This window comes from Streptococcus rupicaprae (assembly GCF_040545225.1).
Taxonomy (GTDB): domain Bacteria; phylum Bacillota; class Bacilli; order Lactobacillales; family Streptococcaceae; genus Streptococcus; species Streptococcus rupicaprae.
This window is the reverse complement of the sequence record NZ_JBEPLO010000020.1, coordinates 36,097-49,762: the sequence shown is the minus strand read 5'-3', so window position 1 is coordinate 49,762 and position 13,666 is coordinate 36,097. Positions and strand designations below refer to the sequence as shown.

Annotated in this window: 7 protein-coding genes and 2 pseudogenes; 1 reads left to right on the top strand and 8 read right to left on the bottom strand. The window is 42.6% G+C overall.

Features of this window, described 5'->3' with window-relative positions:
* Positions 1 to 427 precede the first annotated feature (427 nt).
* From ABID29_RS08760 to ABID29_RS12345, 8 genes and pseudogenes are all read right to left on the bottom strand, one after another.
* Complete coding sequence (locus tag ABID29_RS08760) at positions 428 to 1,669, bottom strand: MFS transporter (RefSeq protein WP_354365778.1); 1,242 nt, start codon at positions 1,667 to 1,669, stop codon at positions 428 to 430.
* A 71-nt stretch (positions 1,670 to 1,740) separates the two neighbouring features.
* On the bottom strand, positions 1,741 to 3,087 hold the full coding sequence (locus tag ABID29_RS08755; RefSeq protein ID WP_354365777.1) for a 6-phospho-alpha-glucosidase: 1,347 nt from the start codon (positions 3,085 to 3,087) through the stop codon (positions 1,741 to 1,743).
* A 46-nt stretch (positions 3,088 to 3,133) separates the two neighbouring features.
* The gene (locus tag ABID29_RS08750) at positions 3,134 to 4,717 is read right to left on the bottom strand and encodes an alpha-glucoside-specific PTS transporter subunit IIBC (protein WP_354365776.1); all 1,584 of its coding nucleotides are present in this window, start codon (positions 4,715 to 4,717) and stop codon (positions 3,134 to 3,136) included.
* 128 nt (positions 4,718 to 4,845) lie between these two features.
* Positions 4,846 to 5,658 (bottom strand): MurR/RpiR family transcriptional regulator, encoded by an 813-nt coding sequence (locus ABID29_RS08745; protein ID WP_354365775.1) that lies wholly within the window; start codon positions 5,656 to 5,658, stop codon positions 4,846 to 4,848.
* A gap of 421 nt (positions 5,659 to 6,079) precedes the next feature.
* On the bottom strand, positions 6,080 to 6,850 hold the full coding sequence (locus tag ABID29_RS08740; RefSeq protein ID WP_354365774.1) for a TraX family protein: 771 nt from the start codon (positions 6,848 to 6,850) through the stop codon (positions 6,080 to 6,082).
* Positions 6,851 to 6,938: 88 nt separating this feature from the next.
* Positions 6,939 to 7,382, bottom strand: a complete 444-nt coding sequence (locus tag ABID29_RS08735; protein ID WP_354365773.1) for a flavodoxin — start codon at positions 7,380 to 7,382, stop codon at positions 6,939 to 6,941.
* 220 nt (positions 7,383 to 7,602) lie between these two features.
* Positions 7,603 to 10,590, bottom strand: a pseudogene (locus tag ABID29_RS12350) (leucine-rich repeat domain-containing protein); the annotation flags it as partial.
* Between the two features lie 795 nt (positions 10,591 to 11,385).
* Positions 11,386 to 12,507, bottom strand: a pseudogene (locus ABID29_RS12345) (pneumococcal-type histidine triad protein); the annotation flags it as partial.
* 136 nt (positions 12,508 to 12,643) lie between these two features.
* On the opposite strand from ABID29_RS12345, the gene ABID29_RS08725 reads away from it, so the two are divergent.
* Positions 12,644 to 13,576 (top strand): DHH family phosphoesterase, encoded by a 933-nt coding sequence (locus ABID29_RS08725; RefSeq protein ID WP_354365771.1) that lies wholly within the window; start codon positions 12,644 to 12,646, stop codon positions 13,574 to 13,576.
* The last annotated feature ends 90 nt before the right edge of the window (positions 13,577 to 13,666 follow it).

Sequence of the window (13,666 nt, the reverse complement as noted above, 5' to 3'; positions counted from 1 at the left end):
TATAATTATAAACCATGACATGGGAAAACGAGCATCTCCAACTGCGGAAATGCTCGTTTTTGTCTATTCTGAAACTAGTTTTTGCCCAGCCTCTTGTCGTTTTAAGCCATGTTCTTGTTGTATTTGCAGATAAATCTTCATTGAAATACTTATCCACTTGATTTTTGACAATCTGGGGGACATAACCGGTCAAATCATCAATATTTTTGAAGTATAATTCTTCTGAGCGCAGAAGAATAGCTTAAGGACGACGATGATAAGTCGCATAAAATTGGATTTTTAAAGCGAATTTTAACTCTTTTAGGTTAGCACCGTGACTTAGTTTATCATGTCTCTACTATATATCCTATTTTTGAATTTTGTTTAGTATTATTCATGCTTTGTGTATGAATAAATTTAAAAGATGATTCTAGGATTATTTGTTTTGTTATTTAGAAGATATGAGGCGACTTAATAAATGCAACAAATAGAAGGCTAACAGTCCTAGACAGGCGAATAGGATGAGAGTCGTGGAATAGCCCAGCAGAATTCCGAATAGTCCGCTTACGATTGGAACTAAGAATGCTGATCCACCAACGAATAAACTAATTGCAATCATTTGACCGCTATTTCTCAGATGATTAGGCACTAGATGATCAATCAATAGTTTCGACGTCACCAGGATAATAGGAGTGGTAAAGACTTGAAGAAGCGAGACCAAAACGATTTCCATTCCAGAAGAAGCTATCGCAAATAGAAGGAACTGGACCGTTGAAATCACTGCACTGACCTGTAAGAGACGCAAACTACCGTATTTTTTGATCAGTACCATACCAAAAGCATACATTGGTATTTCTAATAAGGACCCCATCGCCCACTTGAGTGAAATCTCTACAGGACTGGCCTTTAGAGCAATCATTTTATCCACGACTAAACTCGTATTGGCCACGACCATAGCATAAAGCAAGAATAGGGTTAGAATTAGTAACATATACGATTTTAAACGCCACAAAGTCAGAATATCATGACTATGAATGGGTTCGTCTAATACTGGTGGATCACTATCTGGTAGTTTAAACATGAGGCCGCAGATAAAAAAGCCCAACCCTAAAATCAGTAAAGCAATACCTTGATAACCAAACAGCTTCAGCAGAACACTGCTACCCAGGCTACCAATCGTCCAACCCAAAGAACCAAAGGCTTTTAGTTGTGATAATTGGTTTTTCATGAGATCACCAAGACCCATGATCCAGCTATCGATAAAACCACAGAGCGCATTGAGATAACCTCCAGAGAGCGTCACTAAAAGGAGCATTCCAGTAAAATTTAAAGGTAGGGCAAAAAGTAAACTACCCGTTACTGTAAAAGTCAGCATACTAAATATAATCAGACGCTTGACCTTTCCAATCTTATCAAAAAGATAGCCAAATCCTAATTGAATCATGATTGTAGCTAAAGCGCAACCTGACAAAGCAAAGCCACGTGCGTAAGAATCATAACCAAGTTGATCTAAATAGGGTATCAATTTTGCCATCAACACACCAAAACAAAGGTATGATAGCAGCTGAACCAATCCAAACAAATAGCGTTTTTGTTCCATCATTTTCTTTCTAAACGAGCAAGAACCCGTACTCATCACTAAACGATCAGTTTCACTGATTGCCATGAATACAGGTTCTAAACCTGACAAGGATAATCACCTCATCATATCATATCTTATACTATACAATGTATTTTAGTTCGTCAAACACCGACTGTTCCTTAGTGCAATTCTGGCCAGTAGTCTTTATTGGCTTCAATCATATCATCCAAGATATCTTTGGCAATTTTTGCACTTGGCACAGACTTGTTCATCATGAAGGACTGCCATAATTTTTGATAGCTACCTTCTAACCATGCTTCCACAGCCAGTTTCTCAGAAGCAATCTGCTGCTCCATAAGGCCTTTTTGGAAGGTAGGAATTTTACCGACAGACAATGGTTCATAGCCATCCTTGCCGACAATACATGGAATTTCAACCATGGCATCCGCTGAGAAGTTTTCAATCGCCCCGTTATTTGGCACGATCAACAGGAACCGCTCTTGGGTATTGAAGGCTAGGGCACAAGCCAAATCAACGATGAACATGGCATGCTCATTTGAAGCGAACCAAGTGTCCCTGGCTGTACCTGCAGCTACAATGCGCTCGCATTCTTCTGTTGTGTCTTTCTCACGACGGTCCATGATTTCATTAGCCCGTGTGTAGAAAGGATCTGAATGAGCAACTGTTTCAGGTGCCATTAAATAGTACTTGAGGTAAGTATTCCACAGGACTGTTGGATCCATGGCATAGAGGTCCTTGGCAGCTCGCATGGTTTCCAGCCACGATGACTCTTTGTGCTGCCCCTGTGGGGTATGCTCTTCGTAACCATGTTCTTTCACGTAAGCCATCAATTCTGGCATAAGATCGTTACCTTCGTGGTCACGGATCTGAGTCCACCACCCGAAGTGGTTGAGTCCATAGTAGCGAACATCAAATTCTTTACGAGATTTTTTACCAAGAATCCGAGCAAAAATCTCTTCCAGGCAAACTGGCATGTCGCAGATATTAATCACACGCGCATCAGGACGAAGGACACGACAGGCTTCTGCAACGATCGCAGCTGGGTTTGAGTAATTGAGCATCCAAGCGTCTGGAGAATATTTCTCCATGTAGTCGATCATCTCAATTAATGGCCCAATGGTACGAAGACCATAGGCGATACCGCCAGGACCACAGGTTTCCTGACCCACACAACCATGTTTAAATGGAATGTGCTCATCCTGCTCGCGCATGGCAAAGAGTCCAACACGAATTTGTGCCATGACAAAGTCAACATCTGTAAAGGCTTCTACAGGATCCGTTGTCCAACTAAACTTGACTTGCGGGAGGCGCTCACGGATGATGATTTCGCAGGCTTTGGCAACCCGCTCTTGACGCTCTGCAAAATTATCGTAGAGTTTGATAGATTCAATCGGGAAAACATCGTTATTTTCCAACAGCATAGTGATAATGCCTGCCGTGTAGGTGCTACCCCCACCGGCGATGACAATACGTTGTTTTTGACGTTTTTCTACTGGTACTGACATAGTTTATTCCTCTTTCATTGATATGATTGTTAAATATTAGTTTACATTATAGCAATTCTTCAAAAGCATCACGCACATATGGCACCGACAAGCCTACGATAACTTGAACTGCTTGTCCGTTTACCACCAAGCCATGAGCACCTAAATCTTTGAAGTTAATCTCTCCGGCGATTTTGCTCGGGTCTTTGACAGTCACTCTTAGGCGAGTGGCACAGTTTGTCACATCCTCAATATTTTCAGGACCTCCCAGGAGTTCTAGGTAGCCTGCGGCCTGAATATCAGTGGAAGATTTCCCTGAGGTTCTTGGTTGAGTTTCAGGAACTTGACCTTTCTTTTCCAAGTACTCAGATTTACTGTAAAGCTTGGTTTCTTGGTCATCGTCCTCGCGGCCCGGTGTTTTGAAGTCAAACTTCTTGATTAAGAAAACGAATAAGAAGTACCAAATCACACCGAAGACCAAACCGAGTGCTACTTGGATAATGTAGGTCATGTAGTGATTATGACCAAGCGGCAGCCAGTTCATAAAGAACCAGTTAATCAAGCCGCCACCAAAGTCACCAACAACACCGAAAGCAAAGGCCAGGGCTTGAAGGGTTGCATCAAGCAAGGCATGAACGACAAAGAGAACTGGTGCAACAAACAAGAAGGTGAATTCCAAGGGCTCAGTTACACCAATGAGAACAGCTGTCAAGGTTGCAGGAATCATGAGCCCCAAGACTTTTTTACGCTTATCTGGTTTAGATGTCTTTAGGAAAGCCCCCATAACACCAAGTGATCCGAAGACTTTACACATTCCAGATAGGGAGAAACCAATTGGGTAAAGTTCTTTCAGAGGTAGAGTTGATTGGGCAAATTCTTGCAAGTGTGTCGCCCAGTATACAGAAGTTCCGCCCTGAACAATGGCATTGTCATAAGTAAACGGCGCATAGATAAAGTGGTGAAGCCCAGTCGGGATGAGAATTTTTTGCAAGAAACCGTATACCCAGATACCAATCGGACCACTATTGATAAAGAAACCTTGCATGCTCCGGATACCTTCTTGCACATGCGGCCAGATTAAGCAAGTCAACCAAGCCAACGGTAACATGATAAAGAAGCAGATAGCAACGACAAAGGATGAACCTCGGAAAATACCAATCGCATCAGGAAGTTCTTTATCGTAGAAACGATTATGTGCCCAGACAACAATACCTGATACCAGAAGAGCTCCCAGCATACCTGTATCTAAGGTTTTAATGCCGGCAATCATGGTCAGTCCAGAACCTGTACTGGTTTCAGCAGCAAAATCAACTCCAAAAGAAGACCCCCAGTAGGATAGCATCCCATTAACGAAGTAGTTAAAGGTCAAGTAAGTTGCCAGTGCCTCCAAACATGCTCTAGCTTGTTGCTTTTTCGCCAAGGCAATCGGAAGGGCTAGGGCAAAGAGGACCGGTAATTGCATAAAGACCATCCAACCGCCATTAGCCACGATTTGCCAGACTTGGTACCAGACATGGTCTGGATCTGCTAAACCACCTACAATATTAGGATTTGTAAAAACGATTGCCAAACCAACCATAATCCCTGAAAAGGCAAAGAGTAAAGTCGGAGTGAACATCGCTCCACCAAACCGCTGGATTTTTTTCATCATAGAAGCTAAGCTCCTTTCGTGTATTTTTTTAATTATAAGACGTCTTTGCACTCTCATTATAGCACCTTCCTTTTTGATTGCAAGGGGTTTCATTATAGTCGCAACCTATTCCTAAAATATAAAAAAATTCACATCAAATGTGAACTTTTTTCATCTTTATCTTGTCCCGTAACCGTTGAAATGAGACGGTGATTTTTATACATGGCGTATTGGATAAACAATAGTTCAACCAGTAAATAATATGGCATGGTCATCTTGTAATTTGGGTGATGAGTTAAGAAACTAAGGTTGGTAGTGTCAATATAGAGGTTATCGTCACTCAACTCAGCTAGAGGGTTATTTTTGAACTCTGTGAGGGAAATGAGTTGGACACCATTCATCTTGAGACGTCTTGCGATGTCTAAAACCTTATCACTGCTACCGCTCAAGGAAATCATAATTACCACGTCTTCAGGTTTTAGGACTTGATAAGTAGCGCAATCAAAGGTTGTTCCCGCAAAATCATAGACCACTTCTTCAGCTGATAAGAAGAGACGCTTTAATTGCTTAGCTACCGATTGCTGAACATCTCCTGAACCATAAACAAAGACTCTATCAGCATCAAAAATCATCTGGCAAATCTTGCTAAAATCCTTATCTCGCTGTTTGTTAATATAAAAAGCCAAGGAATCACAAGCTTGTCGGAAGACCTCTTTTGATTGAGGGGCGATGTGTTCTCTACTCATGTTGAGCAAAACCTTGAATTCACTAAAACTACTGAGGTCAATCTTTCGAACAAAGCGTGAGATCGTTGTCCGAGACACATTAGTCGCTTCGGCCAGTTCAGTGATGGTTAACTTGCCAACCTGATTTCTATTCTTGGTGATATAGTCCCAAATCAACAAGTCCGTCTCATTTAATTTGGCATAAGCATTGAGGACAGCAGTATCTAAATCAATCATAAGCAAGGAATAACTCTCTTCTTCATTTTTTTGATTATACCATATCTTTGTATGTTACAACAAGCAATAATTGAGTCATGAAGAATCCCACAATTGTGATTGATGTCAAAATTGAAAGTGATTGATATACCTATGGTTTGATTGTTTATAAGGAATATTCATTTTCCTTAGACTATGTGCTGTGAAAGTCAAACTGAGTTTTGATGATAGCGTATTATTTTCTATCGGATTGGGAGATAATCGTTTAAATGTGTAGACTTTTGAGGCCATGGCTTGGATACTGATAATCTGAAAGGGCTAGCGTAGGCTATTGAGACACATATAAAGTCTTTATAATGAATTTCTAGTTCAGATGAAAAAACCTCCATCATTTTAGAAGTTGATGGAGGTTGTGATTGATGTGTAACATGTCTAGTAAACATCAGAAGATAAAGAGGGCTAGGAGTCCTAATATCAGCATGTGTACAGGGTAGAAAAGGTAGCTAAAGACTTGGCTGACTTTAGACTGGTGGCCTGCTCTGCCATTATACTGCCAAATGAAAAGAAGGGCCAAAGGAGCATAGAGTTGGGGAGATATCAGCTGCATGCCATAGAGATCCCAAAAATAAGGGATGTTTTCAAAACCGATATAGAGCACAGTTTCGAGATTGGCGAGGATGAGGTTAACGAAGAGAAGTAGGCCTACTTGGCCTAGTTTGTGCTTCAGAGTCTGACCACGGAAGAGGTAGAACCCGATAAGGGTCAGAACCCCTCGAAAACGGTAGTCTGTCTGGAGCACTTCCGCCAAGATGCAGGCTAGAAGGATAGCAACAGTAGATAACCCAATAGCCAGTGCTCTGGGGTATTTTTTTCGAAAATTGTCAATGCTCCTGATAGTCACAAGTCCGATGAGGAAGGTCCAAATGACATTATGAAAGGGCTGGTAGGCCCAAGTCTTGGTATCCATCAGATGGTAGGGAATATCAGTGACAATGGCAAGGGCCAGCAGTCGTAAGAGATAATGTTGCAGATTCTTGGTGTGAAAATAACCTTCGACAATTAAGAAGGCAAAGATGGGAAAGGCGAGTCTGCCGATATAGCGGAGCCAGATGAGGTCTGGAAATAGCGTAGCCCCAGTGTGGTCGATAAGCATGAGGAGCATGGCGAGGTTGCGAAGGAAAAAGGACGACAGGTCCTTGCGGGATGCTAGCATAAAATCTCCTTAGATGTGAAGGAAAGAGGCCGGGACACCATTGGTCCCAGCCTCCTTCTGGCGGTTTATGAGGGATGATCGGTAGTACTTACAAGACCTTATCAGCTAAGGTTTGGGCAAAGTTTTCGAGATTGATGATGTCATCGTCTTCAGCAGCCAGGTCAACTTTGACAGATTCAGCACCTTTTGTAGCCCCTGTTGTAGCAAAGGCTGCATCGAATTCATCGACTGACTTACAGAATTCATCGTAGAAGGTATCACCTGATCCGCAGACACCATAAATCTTACCAGACAAGTCTAACTGGGTCAAATCTTCGTAGAAGTCAACGATTTCATCAGGAAGCTCCCCATCTCCGTATGTGTAAGTGGCGACAATAACCAAGTCTGCATCTAGGAAATCATCAGCATCAACCGTTGTGCATTCGTTGATTTCAAGATCAAGACCTAACTCTTCCAATTTATTGGCGACAATATCTGCAATTTCTTCGGTGTTCCCAGTCATGCTGGCATACACTATTTTGGCTAAAGGCATGAATTCCTCCAAAAATGTAATCTTCTACACATTATACCATATTTTTAAGCTTTTCAACCGAAAAAATAATTGTTTTGCGCAAAGCCAAGCTAAGCCCAGAACAGTAATTGTAATGGTCTACCATCACATCATAGCCAATTACCGCTTTGACGGGGCATAATGCTATCAGGATACATTAAGGAAAGTGGTAGGAGCGGGAACTGTTGTCCTATTAATCACATTAATCTGTACCGTATAGGTCAATATTTCCTCTTTGTTTTTTCAAAGCTTCCCATCCAGATCTAAATGCGTCTAAGTCTTCATCGTTAATAGCATCAAATAAATCCTCGTCGTCATCCTCATCCTCTTTCGGGGTAGGTTGCTCGTCTTGAGACTTGCCAGAAGATGAGACTGCTTTTTCAGCTTGAGTTATGTTTTCGGTAGTAATTCCTGTTTCAGGTGATGAGAGATCTTGGCCGCTCCCCACTTGATTTGAGACCTTATTGAGACCAGCTAACAGTTCCTCTAGCTCTTCAGTTGTAAAACCATCTAAGAAACCTTCTTCTTCGTCTGTATTACTGTTAAGAGGCTCTTTAGGGAGAGCTTTATCCTCTTTTTCAGTGTCTTTTGGAGCAGGCACTGATGGTTTTTCTGGTTTCTCAGGGGAGTCTGCCGGACCTGATGGATCTGATGGAGGGGTTTCAGAGACTGGTTCAGTTGTGACAGGTTGAGAGTCATCCTGGTTAGCTTCTGGTTTTATGGCAGGCATTACTTGAAGGTTGCGGTCAAACCCATCAGTTTTTTCTTGATCTGTGATCGCGTAGTGGAAAATACCTGCCCAGTGGTTAACGTGGCCGACTAAATCAGTCTTGGCTTTGTTCACTTCCTCATAAGATGTTCCCAGTTTCACAGGTTGTTTTTGCGCTTGTGCAATAGCTTGTTTTACTTGTTCTTTTAAGGCGACAAGCTGTTCTAACTGAGTTCGGAAGGTTTGGTTACGTTCGTCTTTTCTAAGAGCTAAGATATTTTCTGCAACTTTTTCCCGTAGATCAGCTGGTAAGAACTCGCTGTCAACATGGCGCAAGAAGTAATCCATGTAGGCCACCCGTGGCAAGTGATCGTTAGGTGCTGCTTCTGTACGAACAATAGCTTTAATGTATCCTTCGATGGCATCAATGCCGACCTTGTTTTGATCAATAGCTGCTGATTTTAGTCGTTCTAACAAAGCTGAACGATCAATACCGTAGGATTTAAGTGTTTTATCACTTAATTTTTTGATTTGGTCAGATAATTGATTATACTGCTTTTCAAGTGGATTTTCAGCCATTTCAGAAGATGGTTCTGGCGTTTCTTTGAGAACATGACGTTTTTCAAAGTCCTTTAGAGCATCCAAATAAGCTTGAGTAGAGGATCTAGTACCACTGTCTATATCGGCTCTATGTTGGTCTAAGGCACGCAAGATTCGGCGATAGTCTAAACTTTCAGGGTCAAATGTAGCCTTAGCCAGTTCTTGGATGCGATCTAATTCTGCTTCAATTGTTTCTTTTGAGAACTCCCCGACAGCCAAATGTGGTTTGATTTCAGGGAGACTATTTTCCTTGTAGGCTTTTAATCCTTTTTCAGCGTTTAGGATATTGATATAGTGGTCGTGACCGTGACCAGGCAGGACAAAGAATTTATCCTTTTCAATCTTAACCTGACTGACAGGAATACCGCTTAATTTAGAGAAGGCAAGTAGCTCATTTTCATAATCAAGCTCTGGATTACCAGTCTTTTTAGGTATTTCGATACGGTCAAGAGCGACTGCATAAGGATGAACGTGACCTGCATCAAATCTTGGATCAGGCTCGTCGCTGTAATAGTCAATACTTGGATCATAAGGTTGGTGAGGATGAGGGATGGCAAAAGTAACCAAGCCATTTTTGATAGAAACAGGCGTTCCTTTTAATAAACCGTATAGTTTTCTGACATGCGCCTTTAATTCTTTGACTTCTTCAGGACTATGCTCAGGTTTTTCTGTTTCTTCATCTGAGATTAATATCGTGTGGTAGTGATCCTCATGCGGGTACTCAAAGCCGATAACTTTACCGTTAGCTGTTACAGGACGCAAATTCTCTGTAGATAAGCCTAGACTTTCAGCTAACTCACGGCGTTTCTTTTCCAAGTTTTCTGGCAATGGTGCAACGTCTTGGTCAGACGGTTTAGATGGTTCAGATGGTATAGACGGTTCAGATGGTGCAGATGGTGTTGTCTGTCTATTACCATGCCCATCATCAAACGGTTGGGTCACATCGATGTCTTTGAGGTAGATGACATGATGGTGATTACCGTGAGGGTACATGAAGGCCTGTCCCTTGTCCGTCTCCATCAGCACAACTTGATCAGCTGGAAGATTGGTGTGCTTAGCGATGTAGTTTCGTTTGATATCGATGTCGCTAAGTTCAGCTTCAGGCGAAGGCTGCTCCTGATCATCGGTTGCAGTTGGTAACTCATCAGTATGGTCATCGGCTATAACACTATTTTCTGAAATATCCCCGCCTCGCGTTGATGGGAAATAGCGAGCAATCCCATTAGGAATCTTTTGCTCATTTGGTTCTAATTCTTCAGCAGGGATATGGTTGTTATTGACTTCTAGATAAGTAATGCTCTTGTTTGGTTGGCTAATGCTTAAGGTGGCGAGCTGGTTATGTCCCGCATTCAGCTGGTCTAGAGCTTCAAAGTTCTGGATTCCTTCCAGGCTAGTCAAGCGATTGTGGCTGATATTTAAGGTTTCCAACTTGGCAGGGCCAGCAGGTAAACGGAGGCTGGCTATCTGGTTCTCAGAAACATTAAGTGTTCTAAGGTTAGCGGCTTGATCTAAACCTGATAAGCTAGAAATGGCATTTTGACTGGCGTTTAAGCTCACCAATGCTGGTAAATGTCTGACAAATCCTAAACTAGTCAGTCCACTATGTTCCGCTGTTAACTCTTCCAAGTTTGGTGCTTTTAGGGTTGCTAGCTTAACGCCCTCATTATGAGATACAAAGAGGCGGGTCAAATCAGACTTTTGAGAAAGTGCGGATAGGTCTGTGATCTTGTTATGATCCAGGCTAACAACCTTGAGTTTTGATAGATTTGCTAATGGAGTTAAATCGGTTAATTGGTTATAATCAAGGTTTAAGGATTCTAAGTTTGGCAAGTGTGATAAAACACTAATATCTGTTAAGTTGCTTCCGGTTACTGCAAGGGTCTTTAACTGTGGGTAATCTTTTAAGAAATCCAGCGAGGTCAACCCATTTTGAGAGATATCAATGCCTTCAAGATTTGGCAATTCTTTTAAAAAGCTATAATCGGTGATACCAGTATCCGTCAAGAAGAGATTTTTCAGTTGTTTAAACTTCAAAATCGGTGTAACATCGTCAATCTTTGTGAACCCAACACCGAGTGTTTCAAGGTTAGGCATCAGATCCAAGCCAAAGCGTTTCAAGGCGTTTTCGCGTTGACCGATATTCAAACTCTTGACGGTAGCCAGCCAAGCTTTCATGTTCTCAGGGTTGGTTTCCGTTGCTGGGAATGGTGTCGGTGCATCGGCATGAAGAATATCTTGGATAATGTCGTCATCAAAACCGATAGCTTTTAAGGTAGCCATTCCGACAGCTTGGTGGGCGTGTGGATCCGCATGAGGGTCCTCAATCGGTTGGCCGATGATAACCTTGTCAGCAGCGATGGCATGGCTGTGGTCGCCGTGCGGATAGATAAAGAGTTTCTGCCCGTTTTGGTCAGTGATTTGGATATCCTCTGGATTTAGCCCCAGTTCTTTGGCCAAATAAGCCTGTTTTTCTGCTAATAGATCTCTTTCAGGAGTTTCAGGTTTAGCTTGTTCTGAAGGTTTGCTTGGAACCGTTGGTTGTTCAGGTTTAGCTGGTTCTGAAGGTTTGTTTGGAACTGTTGGTTGCTCAGGTTTGCTCGGCTCAGGAGCTACTGGCGGAGGTGTTGGTTTAGTGGTATCCTCCTTCAGCAGGTGCTTCCATTTAGACCTTGCCAAGTCACTCTTAAGAATCAGGTGGAGGTGCCCATCGTGGTCAACTAAAAGTCCTAGGTCTGTCCAGCCCTTGATACCAGAACCATCAAAGAGGAAACCATCGCTAGTCGGATAGTCGATTCCTGCAATTTTTTTGGAAGGGGCTGAAGGATTTGAAGGAATTGAAGGATTTGAAGGGGTCGAAATGCCAGGTGATGTTGGCGCGTTCGGTTTTTCTGGACCTGACGGAGTATGATGATTGACTGGATCAGAAGGCTTTTCTGCTTGGTTGCTAGGTGCTTCAGCAAAGCTCGGAGCTTGATTAGTCCCAACAGAACCATTGCCTGGTTTAGCTGAAGTATAGGTTCCGCCTAGACTGGATTTGGGAATGTAATGGAAATGATCTTCATGGCGAACGGTGTAGCCAAATTCATCTTCTGCGACAATGTCAGCAGGATTAAAGACATAGTGATGTCCATCATTGGCGCTGGTCTTACCTGACTGATGGGTTGAACTGGCGGTGGCACTAGCTGTAGTACCAGAAGGTTTCTGACTCAGATCTGCACCTTGAGGAATGAGGTGGGCAAACTTCGTATCTTTCAAATCAGAATAGAAGATAAAATGAGAGTGGCCATCGTGATCGACCACAATGCCGTCCTTGGTTTTGGACAAGATCTTAGAATCATCCGTCAACTGGAAACCATCGCTGGTTGGTACAGTCACCCCAGGAATGGCCTTTTCAGTTCTTTTTGATGCATTGGCGGATTTTTCCTTAGGATAGTAGTAAAAGCGGTCTTTGAGCTTAATGATGTAGCCCTGTTCCACTTCATACTGGATGTCTTTTTTGTCTAACTTATAATCTTTAGGCGCTAAGGTTTCTTCTGAGAATTTAGCGTCTTTTGGAACCTTGCCTTTGACAAATTTAGACTTGCCATCAACTAGGGTCGTGTAGCCATCGGCCTTGATTTCAGTGACGACAATTGCTTGCTTCTTATCAGAAGAAGGTGTCTTTTTACTGGATGACGAGGTTGTTTGTGAGGTTGAGGTTGTAGTAGTTTCGTTTGCGGTCTTGGTCTGGCAAGCAGTCAGCGCCAAGTGGCAAACCAGGACTAAGCCTGTTAGGGGGAGCCATTTTTTCTTTTTCATAATAGTCCTTTCTGCGGCTTTTAAGATAATGAACCAGTTAATTATGTGGTTAACCAGTTCATTATATATCAAAAAAGGGATTATAGCAAGTCTTTTATGATTTTATGATAAAATAGTAGAAAAGGAGGCAGACGTTATGAAATCTACCATTTTACAAAAGATTAAAGATTACCCTACCATTATTATTCACCGGCATGTTAGACCTGATCCAGATGCCATCGGAAGCCAAGTGGGTCTCCAGAAGTTGTTGCAGCGTCATTTTCCAGAGAAAGAGATTTTAGTAGTTGGTCAGGATGAGCCGACGCTGTCTTGGTTAGCCGGTATGGACCAGGTGAGCAATGAGCAGTATCAAGGTGCACTGGTCATCGTGACAGATACAGCCAATCTGGAACGAGTGGATGACCAGCGCTTTAATTTAGGAGAGTATTTAATCAAGATTGATCACCACCCTAACGATGAGCCGTACGGGGATTTGGTTTGGGTAGACACGAGTGCCAGTTCAACTGCTGAGATGATAGCCCAATTTGCTTTGGACAATGGCTTGGATTTGGATGACTACACAGCTAAGCTACTCTACGCAGGCATTATCGGAGATACGGGACGATTTCTGTTTCCCTCAACTTCTGCTAAAACATTGGAAGTCGCTAGTGATCTGAGAAAGTATTCCTTTGATGCGGCTGAATTGGCGCGTTATATGGATTCTTATCCTTATAAGATTGCTAAATTGCAGGGCTATGTTTATGATAATTTAGAGACAGATGGCAATGGTGCGGCGCGCGTGGTTCTGACTCGAGAGCTCTTACGCCAATATGATCTGACGGATGCGGAGACATCTTTGATTGTTAATGCTCCTGGTAAAATCTTAGACATTCAGGTTTGGGCTGTTTTCGTTGAGCAGGAGTCGGGAACTTATCGAGTTCGCTTGCGCAGCAAATTCGTTCCGATTAATCAGATTGCCAAAGCTCATGATGGCGGCGGCCACCCTCTGGCTTCTGGGGCTAATTCTTACTCCCTGGCTGAAAATGATGCCATCTATCAAGCCCTTCGTGATTTGGTAAATCCGAAATAGTTTTTTGTCTAACGGGTGTATTTTTGACTGATTGTTGAGCGGATTAGCTAGCTTGGAGGGACTGACATTTGATCTTTTAGAAGCTAGAAA